General features: G+C 68.0%; 25 protein-coding genes. All 25 read left to right on the forward strand.

What is annotated here, in order from left to right; all coding sequences use genetic code 11:
* Nucleotides 1-46 precede the first annotated feature (46 nt).
* The 25 genes from fusA (at nt 47) to ACLQ14_RS12955 (ending at nt 16,074) form a co-directional block, all read left to right on the forward strand.
* Nucleotides 47-2,149: an elongation factor G gene (gene fusA / locus ACLQ14_RS12835; RefSeq protein ID WP_425813552.1), complete on the forward strand. Its 2,103-nt coding sequence runs from the start codon at nt 47-49 to the stop codon at nt 2,147-2,149.
* A gap of 88 nt (nt 2,150-2,237) precedes the next feature.
* Nucleotides 2,238-3,434: an elongation factor Tu gene (gene tuf, locus ACLQ14_RS12840; protein WP_425813554.1), complete on the forward strand. Its 1,197-nt coding sequence runs from the start codon at nt 2,238-2,240 to the stop codon at nt 3,432-3,434.
* 491 nt (nt 3,435-3,925) lie between these two features.
* Nucleotides 3,926-4,234: a 30S ribosomal protein S10 gene (gene rpsJ, locus ACLQ14_RS12845; RefSeq protein ID WP_019146773.1), complete on the forward strand. Its 309-nt coding sequence runs from the start codon at nt 3,926-3,928 to the stop codon at nt 4,232-4,234.
* A 19-nt stretch (nt 4,235-4,253) separates the two neighbouring features.
* Nucleotides 4,254-4,925: a 50S ribosomal protein L3 gene (gene rplC / locus ACLQ14_RS12850; RefSeq protein WP_425813557.1), complete on the forward strand. Its 672-nt coding sequence runs from the start codon at nt 4,254-4,256 to the stop codon at nt 4,923-4,925.
* A 5-nt stretch (nt 4,926-4,930) separates the two neighbouring features.
* Entirely contained in the window at nt 4,931-5,632 is a 702-nt protein-coding gene (gene rplD / locus ACLQ14_RS12855) for a 50S ribosomal protein L4 (protein ID WP_425813559.1), read from the forward strand.
* Nucleotides 5,629-5,919 (forward strand): 50S ribosomal protein L23, encoded by a 291-nt coding sequence (gene rplW, locus ACLQ14_RS12860; protein ID WP_425813561.1) that lies wholly within the window; start codon nt 5,629-5,631, stop codon nt 5,917-5,919. The genes rplD and rplW overlap by 4 nt, the downstream gene beginning before the upstream one ends.
* A gap of 32 nt (nt 5,920-5,951) precedes the next feature.
* Nucleotides 5,952-6,788 carry a 50S ribosomal protein L2 gene (gene rplB, locus ACLQ14_RS12865; protein WP_425813563.1) on the forward strand — a complete coding sequence of 279 codons (837 nt, stop codon included), beginning with the start codon at nt 5,952-5,954 and terminating at the stop codon, nt 6,786-6,788.
* A gap of 14 nt (nt 6,789-6,802) precedes the next feature.
* A complete protein-coding gene (gene rpsS, locus ACLQ14_RS12870; RefSeq protein ID WP_036953289.1) occupies nt 6,803-7,084 on the forward strand; it encodes a 30S ribosomal protein S19 in 282 nt (93 codons plus the stop codon).
* Nucleotides 7,085-7,172: 88 nt separating this feature from the next.
* A complete protein-coding gene (gene rplV / locus ACLQ14_RS12875; RefSeq protein ID WP_425813566.1) occupies nt 7,173-7,544 on the forward strand; it encodes a 50S ribosomal protein L22 in 372 nt (123 codons plus the stop codon).
* Complete coding sequence (rpsC, locus tag ACLQ14_RS12880; RefSeq protein WP_425813568.1) at nt 7,544-8,383, forward strand: 30S ribosomal protein S3; 840 nt, start codon at nt 7,544-7,546, stop codon at nt 8,381-8,383. The genes rplV and rpsC overlap by 1 nt, the downstream gene beginning before the upstream one ends.
* Nucleotides 8,384-8,386: 3 nt before the next feature.
* Nucleotides 8,387-8,806 (forward strand): 50S ribosomal protein L16, encoded by a 420-nt coding sequence (gene rplP / locus ACLQ14_RS12885; protein WP_425813570.1) that lies wholly within the window; start codon nt 8,387-8,389, stop codon nt 8,804-8,806.
* Complete coding sequence (gene rpmC / locus ACLQ14_RS12890) at nt 8,806-9,045, forward strand: 50S ribosomal protein L29 (RefSeq protein ID WP_036953284.1); 240 nt, start codon at nt 8,806-8,808, stop codon at nt 9,043-9,045. The genes rplP and rpmC overlap by 1 nt, the downstream gene beginning before the upstream one ends.
* A gap of 11 nt (nt 9,046-9,056) precedes the next feature.
* The gene (rpsQ, locus tag ACLQ14_RS12895; RefSeq protein ID WP_425813573.1) at nt 9,057-9,359 is read left to right on the forward strand and encodes a 30S ribosomal protein S17; all 303 of its coding nucleotides are present in this window, start codon (nt 9,057-9,059) and stop codon (nt 9,357-9,359) included.
* 145 nt (nt 9,360-9,504) lie between these two features.
* Nucleotides 9,505-9,873, forward strand: coding sequence for a 50S ribosomal protein L14 (gene rplN / locus ACLQ14_RS12900; protein ID WP_425813575.1), 369 nt, complete (start codon nt 9,505-9,507; stop codon nt 9,871-9,873).
* 2 nt (nt 9,874-9,875) lie between these two features.
* Nucleotides 9,876-10,217: a 50S ribosomal protein L24 gene (gene rplX, locus ACLQ14_RS12905; protein WP_425813577.1), complete on the forward strand. Its 342-nt coding sequence runs from the start codon at nt 9,876-9,878 to the stop codon at nt 10,215-10,217.
* Complete coding sequence (gene rplE, locus ACLQ14_RS12910) at nt 10,217-10,795, forward strand: 50S ribosomal protein L5 (RefSeq protein ID WP_425813579.1); 579 nt, start codon at nt 10,217-10,219, stop codon at nt 10,793-10,795. The genes rplX and rplE overlap by 1 nt, the downstream gene beginning before the upstream one ends.
* Nucleotide 10,796: 1 nt before the next feature.
* Nucleotides 10,797-10,982 carry a type Z 30S ribosomal protein S14 gene (locus ACLQ14_RS12915; RefSeq protein ID WP_036953276.1) on the forward strand — a complete coding sequence of 62 codons (186 nt, stop codon included), beginning with the start codon at nt 10,797-10,799 and terminating at the stop codon, nt 10,980-10,982.
* A gap of 87 nt (nt 10,983-11,069) precedes the next feature.
* Nucleotides 11,070-11,468 carry a 30S ribosomal protein S8 gene (gene rpsH, locus ACLQ14_RS12920; protein ID WP_425813582.1) on the forward strand — a complete coding sequence of 133 codons (399 nt, stop codon included), beginning with the start codon at nt 11,070-11,072 and terminating at the stop codon, nt 11,466-11,468.
* An 18-nt stretch (nt 11,469-11,486) separates the two neighbouring features.
* Nucleotides 11,487-12,023 carry a 50S ribosomal protein L6 gene (gene rplF, locus ACLQ14_RS12925; protein ID WP_425813584.1) on the forward strand — a complete coding sequence of 179 codons (537 nt, stop codon included), beginning with the start codon at nt 11,487-11,489 and terminating at the stop codon, nt 12,021-12,023.
* Nucleotides 12,024-12,025: 2 nt separating this feature from the next.
* The gene (rplR, locus tag ACLQ14_RS12930; protein WP_425813586.1) at nt 12,026-12,397 is read left to right on the forward strand and encodes a 50S ribosomal protein L18; all 372 of its coding nucleotides are present in this window, start codon (nt 12,026-12,028) and stop codon (nt 12,395-12,397) included.
* 31 nt (nt 12,398-12,428) lie between these two features.
* Nucleotides 12,429-13,097, forward strand: a complete 669-nt coding sequence (gene rpsE / locus ACLQ14_RS12935) for a 30S ribosomal protein S5 (RefSeq protein WP_425813588.1) — start codon at nt 12,429-12,431, stop codon at nt 13,095-13,097.
* Nucleotides 13,097-13,279 (forward strand): 50S ribosomal protein L30, encoded by a 183-nt coding sequence (rpmD, locus tag ACLQ14_RS12940; RefSeq protein ID WP_036953266.1) that lies wholly within the window; start codon nt 13,097-13,099, stop codon nt 13,277-13,279. The genes rpsE and rpmD overlap by 1 nt, the downstream gene beginning before the upstream one ends.
* Before the next feature lie 2 nt (nt 13,280-13,281).
* The gene (gene rplO, locus ACLQ14_RS12945; RefSeq protein ID WP_425813591.1) at nt 13,282-13,968 is read left to right on the forward strand and encodes a 50S ribosomal protein L15; all 687 of its coding nucleotides are present in this window, start codon (nt 13,282-13,284) and stop codon (nt 13,966-13,968) included.
* A 232-nt stretch (nt 13,969-14,200) separates the two neighbouring features.
* Nucleotides 14,201-15,499 (forward strand): preprotein translocase subunit SecY, encoded by a 1,299-nt coding sequence (gene secY / locus ACLQ14_RS12950; protein ID WP_425813593.1) that lies wholly within the window; start codon nt 14,201-14,203, stop codon nt 15,497-15,499.
* Nucleotides 15,496-16,074: an adenylate kinase gene (locus ACLQ14_RS12955; protein WP_425813595.1), complete on the forward strand. Its 579-nt coding sequence runs from the start codon at nt 15,496-15,498 to the stop codon at nt 16,072-16,074. Before secY ends, ACLQ14_RS12955 begins: the two co-directional genes overlap by 4 nt.
* Nucleotides 16,075-16,124 lie beyond the last annotated feature (50 nt).

A 16,124-nucleotide genomic window follows, 5' to 3' on the forward strand; every position in this document is an offset into this window, starting at 1 on the left:
GCAGCCGCGCCCCCGCAACCACCCACGATCCAAGGGGTAAGACACCGTGGCACTTGACGTGCTGACCGACCTGAACAAGGTCCGCAACATCGGCATCATGGCGCACATCGATGCCGGCAAGACGACGACGACCGAGCGCATCCTGTTCTACACGGGCGTCAACTACAAGATCGGCGAGACGCACGACGGCGCGTCGACGATGGACTGGATGGAGCAGGAGCAGGAGCGCGGCATCACGATCACGTCGGCCGCGACGACCTGCTACTGGAAGAACAACCAGATCAACATCATCGACACGCCCGGCCACGTCGACTTCACGGTCGAGGTCGAGCGGTCGCTGCGCGTGCTCGACGGCGCCGTCGCGGTGTTCGACGGCAAGGAGGGCGTGGAGCCCCAGTCCGAGACGGTCTGGCGCCAGGCGGACAAGTACAACGTCCCGCGCATCTGCTTCGTCAACAAGATGGACAAGCTCGGCGCGGACTTCTACTTCACCGTCGACACGATCATCAACCGCCTCAAGGCGAAGCCGCTCGTGATCCAGCTCCCGATCGGCTCGGAGAACGACTTCATCGGCGTCGTGGACCTCATCGAGCAGAAGGCTCTGGTGTGGCGCGGCGAGACGAAGCTCGGCGAGCACTACGAGGTCGAGGAGATCCCCGCGGACCTCGTCGACAAGGTCGAGGAGTACCGCGCGGCACTCATCGAGGCCGTCGCCGAGACCGACGACGAGCTGCTCGAGAAGTTCCTCGGTGGCGAGGAGCTCTCGGTGGCCGAGATCAAGGCCGGCATCCGCAAGCTCACGATCTCGGGCGACGCGTTCCCCGTGCTGTGCGGCTCGGCGTTCAAGAACAAGGGCGTGCAGCCCATGCTCGACGCCGTGATCGACTACCTGCCGACCCCGCTCGACGTCCCGTCGGTCGAGGGCCACTCGGTGCGCAACCCGGAGGAGGTCATCGAGCGTCACCCCGACGCGAACGAGCCCTTCTCCGCGCTCGCGTTCAAGGTCGCGACGCACCCGTTCTTCGGCAAGCTGACGTACGTCCGCGTGTACTCGGGCCACGTCGCCCAGGGCGCGCAGGTGCTCAACTCGACGAAGGACAAGAAGGAGCGCATCGGGAAGCTCTTCCAGATGCACTCCAACAAGGAGAACCCGGTCGAGGACGCCACGGCCGGTCACATCTACGCGTTCATCGGCCTCAAGGACGTCACCACGGGTGACACGCTCTGCGACATCCAGCACCCCGTCGTCCTCGAGTCCATGACCTTCCCGGAGCCCGTCATCGACGTGGCGATCGAGCCGAAGACGAAGGCCGACCAGGAGAAGCTCTCCACGGCCATCCAGAAGCTCGCCGAGGAAGACCCGACCTTCCGGGTCAAGCTCGACCAGGAGACCGGCCAGACCGTCATCGGCGGCATGGGCGAGCTCCACCTCGACATCCTCGTCGACCGCATGCGTCGCGAGTTCAAGGTCGAGGCCAACGTCGGCAAGCCGCAGGTCGCGTACCGCGAGACCATCCGCCGCAAGACGGAGAAGGTCGACTACACGCACAAGAAGCAGACCGGCGGCTCCGGCCAGTTCGCGAAGGTCCAGGTGACCTTCGAGCCTCTGGACACGGCGGAGGGCGAGCTCTACGAGTTCAAGAACGCGGTGACCGGCGGTCGTATCCCGCGCGAGTACATCCCGTCCGTCGACGCCGGCATCCAGTCCGCCATGGAGCAGGGCGTGCTCGCCGGCTTCCCGCTGGTCGGGGTCAAGGCGACGCTGCTCGACGGGGCCTACCACGAGGTGGACTCCTCCGAGATGGCGTTCAAGATCGCGGGCTCGATGGTGCTCAAGGAGGGCGTGCGGCGGGCCGACCCGGTCCTGCTCGAGCCCGTCATGGCCGTCGAGGTGCGTACGCCCGAGGAGTACATGGGCGACGTCATCGGCGACATCAACTCCCGTCGAGGCATGATCCAGTCGATGGAGGACGCCACCGGCGTCAAGGTCGTCCGTGCCCAGGTGCCGCTCTCGGAGATGTTCGGCTACATCGGGGACCTGCGTTCCAAGACGCAGGGCCGCGCGGTGTACTCGATGCAGTTCGACAGCTACGCCGAGGTTCCCCGGAACGTCGCGGACGAGATCATCAAGAAGACCCGGGGCGAGTGAGTCCCCACAGGTCGACCATCTAGAATCACCACATCAACCTGTAGCGACGCGCTTCGGCGCACCTACCCCGAGTCCCAGGAGGACCCCAGTGGCTAAGGCCAAGTTCGAGCGGACCAAGCCGCACGTCAACATCGGCACGATCGGTCACGTCGACCACGGCAAGACCACGCTGACGGCGGCCATCTCGAAGACGCTCGCGGACACGTACCCGGACCTGCCGGCGAACGTGCAGCGCAACTTCGACGAGATCGACGCGGCGCCCGAGGAGAAGCAGCGCGGTATCACGATCAACATCGCGCACATCGAGTACGAGACGCCGAAGCGCCACTACGCGCACGTCGACGCCCCGGGTCACGCCGACTACATCAAGAACATGATCACCGGTGCCGCCCAGATGGACGGCGCGATCCTGGTGGTCGCCGCGACCGACGGTCCGATGGCCCAGACGCGTGAGCACGTCCTGCTCGCCCGCCAGGTCGGCGTTCCCTACCTGCTCGTGGCGCTCAACAAGTCCGACATGGTCGACGACGAGGAGATCCTCGAGCTCGTCGAGATGGAGGTCCGTGAGCTCCTCTCCTCGCAGGGCTTCGACGGCGACGACGCGCCGGTCGTGCGCGTCTCCGGCCTGAAGGCGCTCGAGGGCGACCCCGAGTGGACCAAGAAGGTCCTCGAGCTCATGGAGGCCGTGGACGAGAACGTCCCCGACCCCGTCCGTGACCTCGACAAGCCGTTCCTCATGCCGATCGAGGACGTCTTCACGATCACCGGTCGTGGCACCGTCGTCACCGGCAAGGTCGACCGCGGTCGCCTCGCGCTGAACTCCGAGGTCGAGATCGTCGGCATCCGCCCCGCGCAGAAGACCACGGTCACCGGCATCGAGACCTTCCACAAGTCGATGGAAGAGGCGCAGGCCGGCGACAACACCGGTCTCCTCCTCCGTGGCATCAAGCGTGAGGACGTCGAGCGCGGCCAGGTCGTCGTCAAGCCGGGCTCGATCACGCCGCACACCAACTTCGAGGCGCAGGTCTACATCCTGGACAAGAACGAGGGTGGGCGTCACAACCCGTTCTACTCGAACTACCGTCCGCAGTTCTACTTCCGGACCACGGACGTCACCGGCGTCATCACGCTGCCCGAGGGCACCGAGATGGTCATGCCCGGCGACAACACCGAGATGACGGTCGAGCTGATCCAGCCGATCGCCATGGAGGAGGGCCTCGGCTTCGCGATCCGCGAGGGTGGCCGCACCGTCGGTTCGGGTCGTGTCACCAAGATCCTCAAGTGATCTGAGCTGACCTGATCCAGCCGGGACGCGGGCGTCGCCCGCGTCCCGGCGGTTCCACGAGGGCCCCGGCACCGTCGAGGTGCCGGGGCCCTCGTGCGCCGATCCTGGAGGGTTTCACCGGGCGCCCGCCGACGCCGATTGGCGTCGAGGCCCGTTCGTGTGGCAAACTGTTCAGGTTGCCTGTTACAGGTGCGCTCCTTCATGTATCGAACACTGTGTTGAACCGCGGTGCCAGGTCCTTCGGGGCCGGCCGGGCGTCGACTCTGCTGGACGATGCAGATCGAGCCCCGCGGAACACCGTTTCGAACAGGCGAGCGCACGTTGAGGGTCGTCACCGCAGCCCTGGGCCTGAGCCCGGGGGAGCGGGACACCCGAACACCACGGCCCCGGTACCCGGGTGGTACGCGCTGTGGCGCGTCGCACTAAGCGACACGCCCGAGCGCGGGGGTCGGACAGACATAGCGGTTCGAGAGAGAGAGTCAGACGACGCCATGGCGGGACAGAAGATCCGCATCCGGCTCAAGTCCTACGACCACGAGGTCATCGACAGTTCGGCGCGCAAGATCGTCGACACGGTGACCCGCGCTGGTGCGACGGTCGTGGGTCCGGTGCCGCTGCCGACCGAGAAGAACGTGTTCGTCGTGATCCGGTCGCCTCACAAGTACAAGGACAGCCGCGAGCACTTCGAGATGCGCACGCACAAGCGGCTCATCGACATCATCGATCCCACGCCCAAGGCCGTCGACTCGCTGATGCGACTCGACCTGCCGGCCGACGTGAACATCGAGATCAAGCTCTGAGGCTGGGGAGGAGACGACAATGACTACCCAGCAGAACGAGCGCGCCGTCAAGGCCGTCCTCGGCACCAAGCTCGGCATGACCCAGACCTGGGACGAGAACGGACGCCTCGTGCCCGTGACCGTCGTCCAGGTCGGTTCGAACGTCGTGACCCAGGTCCGGACGCAGGACGCCGACGGCTACACCGCCGTCCAGCTCGCGTTCGGCCAGATCGACCCGCGCAAGGTGACGCAGCCCCTCAAGGGCCACTTCGAGAAGGCCGGCGTCACGCCGCGCCGTCACGTCGCGGAGATCCGCACGACCGACTCCGCCGAGTACGAGCTCGGCCAGGAGCTGACCGCCGAGGTGTTCGAGGCCGGCCAGCTGGTCGACGTCGTGGGCACCACGAAGGGCAAGGGCACCGCCGGCGTCATGAAGCGTCACGGCTTCGCCGGTGTCAGCGCCTCGCACGGTTCGCACCGTAACCACCGCAAGCCCGGGTCGATCGGTGGGGCCTCGACCCCGTCGCGCGTCTTCAAGGGCCTGCGCATGGCTGGTCGCATGGGCCACGACCGTCAGACCACCCAGAACCTGACCGTCCACGCGGTCGACGCCGACAAGGGCCTGCTGCTCGTCAAGGGTGCCGTGCCCGGCCCCAAGGGCGGCGTCGTCCTCGTCCGCACCGCGGCCAAGAGCGCCGTGAAGGAGGCCTGATCGTCATGGCCACGCTCACCGTCGACGTCCTGGACCCGCAGGGCAAGAAGGCCGGCTCCGCCGAGCTTCCTGCCGAGGTGTTCGACGTCCAGACCAACATCCCGCTGATCCACCAGGTCGTCGTCGCGCAGCTCGCTGCGGCGCGCCAGGGCACCCACGACACGAAGTCTCGTGGCGAGGTCTCGGGTGGCGGCAGGAAGCCGTACAAGCAGAAGGGCACCGGCCGCGCCCGTCAGGGCTCGACCCGCGCGCCGCAGTTCGCCGGGGGTGGCGTCGTCCACGGCCCGACCCCGCGCGACTACAGCCAGCGCACGCCCAAGAAGATGAAGGCGGCCGCGCTGCGCGGTGCGCTCTCGGACCGTGCCCGCGCCGGGCGCGTCCACGTCGTGACCGGCTTCGGCATCGAGGACGCTCCGTCCACGCGTGCCGCGGTCGCAGTGCTGACGACCGTGTCGTCTCGCCGTCACGTGCTCGTCGTGCACGAGCGCGGGGACGAGCTCGCGGTCAAGTCGCTGCGGAACGCGGAGCAGGTCCACCTGCTCCCGGCCGACCAGCTCAACACGTACGACGTCCTGATCTCGGACGACGTGGTGTTCACCCAGGGTGCGCTCGAGGCGTTCCTCGCCGGCCCGCCCGCGGGCCGCTCGGTGAAGGCCGTCGCGTCGGGTTCCGAGGCCGCGGACAACGCTGAGGAGACCGAGAAGTGACCACCGTGCAGAAGGACCCGCGCGACATCCTGATCGCGCCGGTCGTCTCCGAGAAGAGCTACGGGCTCCTGGACGAGGGCAAGTACACGTTCCTCGTGGACCCGCGAGCCAACAAGACCGAGATCAAGATCGCTGTCGAGAAGGTCTTCTCGGTCAAGGTCGCGTCGGTCAACACCATCAACCGCAAGGGCAAGACCCGTCGCACGCGGTCCGGCATCGGCAAGCGCAAGGACACGAAGCGCGCGATCGTCACCCTCCGCGAGGGCACGATCGACATCTTCGGCTGAGCCGGACGAGAGGCAAGTGAGGACAGACCCCGATGGGAATCCGTAAGTACAAGCCGACAACCCCGGGCCGTCGCGGCTCGAGCGTCGCCGACTTCGCCGAGATCACGCGTTCGACGCCCGAGAAGTCGCTCGTCCGTCCGCTCTCCAAGAGCGGCGGCCGCAACAGCTCGGGTCGTATCACGACGCGCCACAAGGGCGGTGGCCACAAGCGCCAGTACCGCGTCATCGACTTCCGTCGCCATGACAAGGACGGCGTGCCGGCCACGGTCGCGCACATCGAGTACGACCCCAACCGCACCGCGCGCATCGCGCTGCTGCACTACGCGGACGGCGAGAAGCGCTACATCATCGCGCCGAACAAGCTGCGTCAGGGCGACCGCATCGAGAACGGTGCCGGCGCGGACATCAAGCCCGGCAACAACCTGCCGCTGCGCAACATCCCGACCGGTACGGTCATCCACGCCATCGAGCTGCGGCCCGGCGGCGGTGCGAAGATCGCCCGTTCGGCCGGCGCCAGCGTGCAGCTCGTCGCGAAGGACGGCCCTTACGCCCAGCTGCGTATGCCGTCCGGCGAGATCCGCAACGTCGACCTGCGCTGCCGCGCCACGGTCGGCGAGGTCGGCAACGCCGAGCAGTCGAACATCAACTGGGGCAAGGCAGGCCGCATGAGGTGGAAGGGCAAGCGCCCGACCGTCCGTGGTGTCGCCATGAACCCGGTCGACCACCCGCACGGTGGTGGCGAGGGCAAGACGTCCGGTGGACGTCACCCGGTGAGCCCCTGGGGCCAGCCGGAGGGCCGCACCCGCCGCCCGAACAAGCCGAGCGACAAGCTGATCGTCCGCCGTCGCCGCACCGGCAAGAAGCGCTGATAGGAGCCTGACAGATGCCTCGTAGCCTGAAGAAGGGCCCCTTCGTCGACGACCACCTCCAGAAGAAGGTGGACGTGCAGAACGAGAAGGGGACCAAGAACGTCATCAAGACCTGGTCCCGTCGGTCGGTCATCACGCCCGACTTCCTCGGCCACACCTTTGCCGTGCACGACGGTCGCAAGCACACCCCGGTGTTCGTCACCGAGGCGATGGTCGGCCACAAGCTCGGCGAGTTCGCGCCCACGCGGACGTTCCGCGGCCACGTGAAGGACGACAAGAAGGGTCGTCGCCGCTGAGCGCAGCGCGCCGGGCCCAGCCCGACGACGCAGCGACAGCGCAGCGACGGACCTGACGGTCGTCGAGAGACAAGAAGGTAGGACAGCAATGGAAGCCAAGGCGCAGGCGCGGTTCGTCCGTGTCACGCCCCAGAAGGCCCGGCGCGTCGTGGACCTCATCCGTGGCAAGCAGGCCTCCGAGGCCGTGGCGGTGCTCAAGTTCGCGCCGCAGGCCGCGAGCGAGCCGATCCGCAAGGTCGTGGAGTCCGCGATCGCGAACGCCCGGGTGAAGGCCGACCGCGCGAGCCAGGCGTTCGACGAGCAGCAGCTCGTCGTGACCGCCGCGTTCGTCGACGAGGGGCCGACGCTCAAGCGGTTCCGTCCGCGGGCGCAGGGGCGTGCGAGCCAGATCCTCAAGCGGACCAGCCACATCACCGTGGTCGTGGCTCCGCGTGACGACGAGAAGGGAAGGGCCCGATAGTGGGACAGAAGGTTCACCCGCTGGGGTACCGACTCGGCATCACCACCGACCACCGGTCGCGCTGGTTCGCCGACAGCACGAAGCCTGGCCAGCGGTACCGCGACTACGTCCAGGAGGACGTCAAGATCCGGAAGCTCATGAGCACGGGTCTCGAGCGCGCGGGCATCGCCAAGGTCGAGATCGAGCGGACGCGTGACCGCGTGCGCGTCGACATCCACACGGCGCGTCCGGGCATCGTCATCGGACGCCGTGGCGCCGAGGCAGACCGCCTGCGCGGGGAGCTCGAGAAGCTCACCGGCAAGCAGGTCCAGCTCAACATCCTCGAGGTCAAGAACCCCGAGATCGACGCCCAGCTCGTCGCGCAGGGCATCGCCGAGCAGCTCGCGAGCCGCGTGTCCTTCCGTCGTGCGATGCGCAAGGGCATGCAGTCCGCGCAGCGCGCCGGCGCGAAGGGCATCCGCGTGCAGTGCTCGGGTCGTCTCGGCGGCGCCGAGATGAGCCGGTCGGAGTTCTACCGCGAGGGTCGTGTGCCGCTGCACACGCTCCGCGCGAACATCGACTACGGCTTCTTCGAGGCCCGCACCACCTTCGGCCGCATCGGCGTGAAGGTGTGGATCTACAAGGGCGACATGACCGAGAAGGAGTTCGCCGCGCAGCAGGCGTCCTCCGCCGGCCGTCCGGCCCGTGGCGGCCGCGGCGAGCGTGGCGACCGTCCGCGCGGCGGCCGTCGTAACGACCGTCCCGCGGCCGGCACCCCGGCCTCGGCCGAGGCTCCGACCCCGTCGTCGGCTCCTGCCGAGGCGTCGGAGCCGGCCCCTGAGTCCGGAACGGAGGCGTGAGCGATGCTGATCCCTCGCAGGCTCAAGCACCGTAAGCAGCACCACCCGAAGCGCTCCGGCGCGGCCAAGGGTGGCACGACGATCTCGTTCGGCGACTTCGGCATCCAGGCTCTCGAGCCGGCCTACGTCACCAACCGGCAGATCGAGGCTGCTCGTATCGCCATGACCCGCCACATCAAGCGTGGCGGCAAGGTCTGGATCAACATCTACCCGGACCGTCCCCTGACCAAGAAGCCGGCGGAGACCCGCATGGGCTCCGGTAAGGGTTCCCCCGAGTGGTGGGTCGCCAACGTCAAGCCCGGACGCATCGTGTTCGAGCTCGCCGGTGTCGACGAGGAGCTGGCCCGCGAGGCCATGCGCCGCGCGATCCACAAGCTCCCGATGAAGTGCCGTTTCGTGGTGCGCGAGGGTGGTGCTAGCTGATGGCTATCGGTACCAAGGAGCTCGCGACGAGCGAGCTCGACACGTTCGACGACGAGAAGCTCGTCGCCGAGCTGAAGAAGGCCAAGGAAGAGCTGTTCAACCTCCGCTTCCAGTCGGCGACCGGGCAGCTCGACTCGACGGGTCGGCTGAAGGCGGTTCGCCGCGACATCGCGCGGATCTACACGATCCTGCGTGAGCGCGAGCTGGGCATCCGTACGGCCCCGAGCGCGAGCGAGTGAGTGAGGCTGAGATGAGCGAGAAGACACAGAACGACGAGGCTGCCGCCCAGGCAGCCGACGAGCAGCGCGCGAACCGCAAGACGCGCCGCGGCTACGTCGTCAGCGACAAGATGGACAAGACCGTCGTGATCGCCGTCGAGGACCGGGTCAAGCACCCCCTGTACGGCAAGGTCATGCGCCGCACGAGCAAGGTCAAGGCGCACGACGAGCAGAACTCTGCCGGCGTCGGTGACCTCGTCCTGATCATGGAGACCCGGCCGCTGTCCGCCACCAAGCGGTGGCGCGTGGTCGAGATCCTCGAGAAGGCCAAGTAGTCGCTGACCCGCCTGGCGGCGGGACGCCGCCGGCGGTGGCCGGCCGTGCGCGAGCACGGCCGGCCCGCCGGCACCACAGACAACCATCCGTTCGGCAAGGCTCGCCGCGAGGCGAGAACCGGCTCGACAACAGGAGTTCACTGACATGATCCAGCAGGAGTCGCGACTTCGGGTCGCCGACAACACGGGTGCCAAGGAGATCCTCTGCATCCGTGTTCTCGGCGGTTCCGGCCGTCGCTACGCCGGAATCGGCGACACGATCGTCGCCACCGTCAAGGACGCGATCCCGGGCGGCAACGTCAAGAAGGGCGACGTGGTCAAGGCCGTCGTCGTCCGCACCGTCAAGGAGCGCCGTCGTCCCGACGGTTCCTACATCAAGTTCGACGAGAACGCCGCCGTGATCCTCAAGAACGACGGCGAGCCCCGCGGTACGCGCATCTTCGGCCCTGTCGGCCGTGAGCTCCGTGACAAGCGGTTCATGAAGATCATCTCGCTGGCGCCGGAGGTGCTCTGACCATGGCGAAGATCAAGAAGGGCGACCAGGTCCTCGTGATCTCCGGTCGCGACAAGGGCAAGACGGGCCGCGTCCTGGAGGTCCTCAAGGACTCCGACCGCGTCATCGTCGAGGGTGTCCAGCGCGTCACCAAGCACACCAAGGTCGGCCAGAACGACCGCGGCACGCGCACGGGTGGCCTGGAGACCGTCGAGGCGCCGATCCACGTGTCGAACGTGATGGTCGTCGACCCGGAGACGAAGAAGGGCACCCGCGTCGGGTACCGCACCGAAGAGGTCGAGCGTGACGGCCGCAAGCGCACGGTTCGCGTGCGCGTCGCCAAGCGCTCCGGTAAGGACATCTGATGACGACTGAGACCACCGAGGCCCCGGTGACGACCGTCCCGCGCCTCAAGGACCGCTACCGCAGCGAGATCGTCGCCGGTCTGCGCGAGGAGTTCGGCCACGAGAACGTCAACCAGGTCGCACGCGTGACCAAGGTCGTCGTGAACATGGGCGTCGGCGACGCCGCGAAGGACTCCAAGCTCATCGAGGGCGCGATCCGCGACCTGGCCCTGATCACGGGTCAGAAGCCGCAGGTCACCCGCGCTCGCAAGTCCATCGCGCAGTTCAAGCTGCGCGAGGGCATGCCGATCGGCGCGCACACCACGCTGCGTGGCGACCGGATGTGGGAGTTCCTCGACCGGCTGCTGTCGCTCGCGCTGCCGCGCATCCGTGACTTCCGCGGCCTGTCCGACAAGCAGTTCGACGGACACGGGAACTACACGTTCGGCCTCACGGAGCAGTCCATGTTCCACGAGATCGACCAGGACAAGATCGACCGCGTCCGCGGCATGGACATCACGATCGTGACGACCGCGACGACGGATGCCGAGGGTCGTTCCCTGCTGCGCCGTCTCGGCTTCCCGTTCAAGGAGAACTGACATGGCGAAGAAGGCCCTGATCAACAAGGCGGCCGCGAAGCCCAAGTTCGCGGTCCGTGCCTACACCCGGTGCCAGCGGTGCGGTCGTCCGCACTCGGTGTACCGCAAGTTCGGTCTCTGCCGCGTGTGCCTTCGCGAGATGGCGCACCGTGGAGAGCTCCCCGGCGTCACCAAGAGCAGCTGGTAACGACTACGTCGTAGGTCCGCACGGGACCCGCGAGACGCACGTCCCGCACCTGTGACGGATACCCCGACGAGGAAGGGCTGAAGCCCAATGACCATGACCGACCCGATCGCAGACATGCTCACGCGTCTGCGAAACGCGAACTCGGCACACCACGACACGGTGACCATGCCGTTCTCGAAGCTGAAGTCTCACATCGCTGAGATCCTTCAGGCCGAGGGCTACATCACCGGCTGGAGCGTCGAGGACGCTCCCGTGGGCAAGAACCTGACCATCACGCTCAAGTACGGCCAGAGCCGGGAGCGCGCCCTGTCGGGCGTGCGCCGCGTCTCGAAGCCCGGCCTGCGCGTGTACGCAAAGTCCACCAACCTGCCCAAGGTCCTCGGCGGCCTCGGCGTGGCGATCCTGTCCACGTCCTCCGGCCTCCTGACGGACCGTCAGGCCCAGTCGAAGGGCGTGGGCGGGGAAGTCCTCGCCTTCGTCTGGTAACGGAAAGGAGATACGCCAATGTCTCGTATCGGCAAGATCCCCGTTCCGGTCCCGGCCGGCGTGGACGTCACCGTCAGCGGCGCGCTCGTGACCGTGAAGGGCCCCAAGGGCTCTCTCGAGCACACGATCCCCGCCCCCATCAAGGTCGAGCAGTCGGACGGCACCCTCGTGGTCACCCGTCCGGACGACGAGCGCGCCTCGCGTGCCCTGCACGGCCTGACCCGCACCCTGCTCGCCAACCTCGTCACCGGCGTGACCGACGGTTACGAGAAGAAGCTCGAGATCGTCGGCACCGGTTACCGCGTGACGGCGAAGGGCTCGGACCTCGAGTTCGCGCTCGGCTTCTCGCACCCCGTGGTCGTCAAGGCCCCCACGGGCATCACGTTCGCGGTCGAGAGCCCCACCAAGTTCTCGGTGAGCGGCATCGACAAGCAGCAGGTCGGCGAGGTCGCAGCGAACATCCGCAAGATCCGCAAGCCCGAGCCGTACAAGGGCAAGGGCGTGCGCTACGCCGGCGAGGTCGTCCGCCGCAAGGTCGGAAAGGCTGGTAAGTGATCATGGCTGTCATTGTCAAGGGCAAGGGCAAGCAGATCTCCCGTACGCGCCGTCACCTGCGCCTGCGCAAGAAGATCTCCGGTACGCCGGCCCGTCCGCGCCTCGTGGTGACGCGCTCGTCGCGTCACATCACGGCCCAGGTCGTCGACGACACCGTGGGGCGGACGCTCGCGTCGGCCTCGTCGCTCGAGGCTGACCTGCGTGCCTCGGACGGCGACAAGAGCGCCAAGGCGCGCAAGGTCGGCGAGCTCGTCGCCGAGCGCGCGAAGGCCGCCGGCGTCGACGCCGTCGTGTTCGACCGCGGCGGCAACAAGTACCACGGCCGGGTCGCTGCGGTGGCGGACGGCGCCCGCGAGGGTGGTCTGTCGCTGTGACCACGTACGCACGGAAGCAGAGGATTTTCTGATGGCTGCAGGGCAGCGCAACACCGGCGCTCCGGGCGCCGCGAACGAGGGCGCCGGTGAGCGCTCGAACGACCGGGGTGGCCGCCGCGGTGGCGGCGACCGCCGGGACAACCGTCGCCAGGACGCCGAGAAGAACGCCTTCGTCGAGCGCGTCGTGACGATCAACCGCGTCTCGAAGGTCGTCAAGGGCGGCCGCCGCTTCAGCTTCACCGCGCTCGTCGTGGTGGGCGACGGCGACGGCACCGTGGGCGTCGGCTACGGGAAGGCCAAGGAGGTGCCCGCGGCGATCGCCAAGGGCGTCGAGGAGGCGAAGAAGAGCTTCTTCCGCGTCCCTCGCATCCAGGGCACGATCCCGCACCCCGTCCAGGGTGAGGCCGCCGCCGGCGTCGTCTTCCTGCGTCCGGCCGCGCCGGGTACCGGTGTCATCGCCGGTGGTCCGGTGCGCGCCGTGCTGGAGTGCGCGGGGATCCACGACGTCCTGAGCAAGTCGCTCGGCTCGTCGAACTCGATCAACATCGTGCACGCGACCGTCGCGGCGCTGCGTGGGCTCGAGGAGCCCGCCGCCGTCGCCGCGCGTCGTGGCCTGCCGCTCGAGGACGTGGCTCCGGCCGCGCTCCTGCGCTCGCAGGCCGCCGGCCGCGCCGACGCAGCTGCGAAGGTGGGTGCGTGATGGCTCGTCTCAAGGTGACCCAGACCAAGTCCGCCATCGGCGGCAAGCAGAACCAGCGTGACACGCTGCGGACCCTGGGCCTCAAGCGGATCGGCGACACCGCCGTGAAGGAGGACCGCCCGGAGATCCGCGGCATGGTCAAGACGGTGGCGCACCTCGTCGCCGTCGAGGAGGTCGAGTGATCATGGCCGAGAACAAGAACGACGACGTGACGCCCCAGGCGGCCGAGGAGCCCAAGAAGCCGGCCCGCAAGGCCCCGGCGAAGAAGGCGACCGAGGCTGCTGCCGAGGCGGCTCCCGCGAAGAAGGCGCCGGCTCGCAAGCCGGCCGCCAAGAAGGCGGAGACCGCTGCCGAGGCCGAGGCCCCGAAGAAGCCCGCTGCCAAGGCGACCAAGGCTGCGGCGAAGGCCGAGCCCGAGGTCGGCGCCGGCGGCACCCTGAAGGTGCACCACCTGCGTCCGGCCCCCGGCGCCAAGACCGCGAAGACCCGTGTGGGTCGCGGTGAGGCGTCGAAGGGTAAGACGGCTGGTCGTGGTACCAAGGGCACCAAGGCCCGCTACCAGGTTCCGGCGCGCTTCGAGGGTGGCCAGATGCCGCTCCACATGCGTCTGCCGAAGCTGCGTGGGTTCAAGAACCCGTTCCGTGTCGAGTACCAGGTCGTGAACCTGGACAAGCTCGCGTCGCTGTACCCCGAGGGTGGCTCCGTCACCGTCGAGGACCTCGTCGCGAAGGGCGCGGTCCGCAAGGGCCAGCTCGTCAAGGTGCTCGGCACCGGCGAGCTCTCGGTGAAGCTCGACGTCGCGGTGGACGCGCTGTCGGGCTCGGCGAAGGACAAGATCCTCGCCGCCGGCGGTTCGGTCTCCGAGGACTGAGAAGTGACGGCCAGGGCCGGCGGTGCACATGCGCCGTCGGCCCTGGTGTCTCTCACGACCGGCGTTCCGCCGGTCGTGCGCACCGGCCCCTGGGCTTCCGAGACGGATTGCGGGATCCTGGGGCAGAGCGGCTAAGGTGCCGACGGTGCGACGCACGCCACAGCGTGCCGCCTGACGGCCGACGACCTCGTCGGTCGCTGATGAACCCGCCCACGGCGGACCAGGAGGATAGGTGCTCAGCGCATTCGGCCGGGCTTTCCGGACGCCCGATCTGCGGCGCAAGCTGCTGTTCACGATCGCGATCATGGCGATCTTCCGGCTGGGCTCGTTCATCCCGACCCCGGGGGTGAGCTACCCGAACGTCCAGCAGTGCATCGACGAGACCGCGAGCAACAACGACCTGCTCGGCCTGGTCAACCTGTTCAGCGGCGGAGCCCTGCTCAAGCTGTCGGTGTTCGCGCTCGGGATCATGCCGTACATCACGGCGAGCATCATCATCCAGCTCCTGCGGGTGGTGATCCCTCGCTTCGAGGCCCTGCACAAGGAGGGCCAGTCGGGGACCGCGAAGCTCACGCAGTACACCCGCTACCTCACCATCGCTCTCGCGATCCTCCAGTCGACGACGATCATCACGACCGCGCGCACGGGCGTCCTGTTCCAGGGCTGCTCGGAGTCGGTCATCCCGAACGACTCGGTGGTCAACCTCGCGATCATGGTGATCACGATGACGGCCGGTACCGGCCTGATCATGTGGCTCGGTGAGCTCATCACGGAGCGCGGCGTCGGCAACGGCATGTCGCTCCTGATCTTCACGTCGATCGCCGCGAGCTTCCCCAGCGCGCTGTGGTCGATCGCCGGCGGCAACGGCGGGGTCGGCAAGTTCATCGTCGTGATCGCGCTCTGCGTCGTGGTGATCGGGCTCGTGGTCTTCGTCGAGCAGTCGCAGCGACGGATCCCGGTCCAGTACGCCAAGCGCATGGTCGGTCGGCGCATGTACGGGGGCTCGTCCACCTACATCCCGATCAAGATCAACATGGCCGGCGTGATCCCGATCATCTTCGCGTCGTCGCTGCTCGCGATCCCCGGGCTGATCGCCCAGTTCGCGGACCAGTCGGCCGGCTGGGTGCAGTGGGTGTCACGGAACCTCGCGAGCCAGGACGCTCCGCTGCACATCGTGCTCTACACGGTGCTGATCCTGTTCTTCTGCTTCTTCTACACGGCGATCACGTTCAACCCGGACGAGGTCGCGGACAACATGAAGACGTACGGCGGCTTCATCCCCGGTATCCGTGCCGGCCGACCGACCGCCGAGTACCTCGACTACGTCATCACGCGCATCACCTCGGCCGGGTCGCTGTACCTGGCGATCGTGGCGTTGATCCCGACGATCGCGTTCATCATGCTGAACGTGTCGACGAACATCCCGTTCGGCGGCAGCTCGATCCTGATCGTCGTGGGCGTGGGCCTCGAGACCGTCAAGCAGATCGACAGCCAGCTGCAGCAGCGGCACTATGAAGGGTTCCTCCGTTGAGCACACGTCTCGTCATCATGGGTCCGCAGGGCGCGGGCAAGGGCACTCAGGCCGCGCGCCTGGCGGAGCACCTCGGCGTCCCGGCGATCTCGACGGGCGACATCTTCCGCGCCAACATCAAGGGCGGCACCGAGCTCGGCGTGCTCGCGCAGTCGTACACCGCGAAGGGCGAGCTCGTCCCGGACTCGGTGACGAACGGCATGGTCCGCGACCGGCTGGCTCAGGCCGACGCGGCAGCGGGCTTCATCCTTGACGGGTACCCGCGCAACGCGGCACAGGTCGTCGAGCTCGACAAGATCCTGGCGGACGCCGGCGTCGCGCTCGACGGCGTGATCGAGCTGGTGGCAGAGCGTGACGAGCTCCTCGCGCGGCTCCGCAAGCGGGCCGAGATCGAGGGCCGCGAGGACGACACCGAGGACGCGATCGCGCGGCGCCTCGACATCTACGCGGAGCAGACCGCGCCCCTCACGGACGCCTACGCGCAGCGTGGGCTGCTCGTCCGGGTCGACGGCATCGGGCAGATCGACGAGGTCACGCAGCGGCTCGTCGCAGCCCTGGACGGCCGGGTCTCCTGACCCGAGGATCCCTCTCGGCGTGCGCCGGGACGGGGGAGCGACGGGGCGAG

Origin of the sequence: Luteimicrobium sp. DT211, assembly GCF_049844995.1 — a bacterium.
GTDB lineage: Bacteria > Actinomycetota > Actinomycetes > Actinomycetales > Cellulomonadaceae > Luteimicrobium.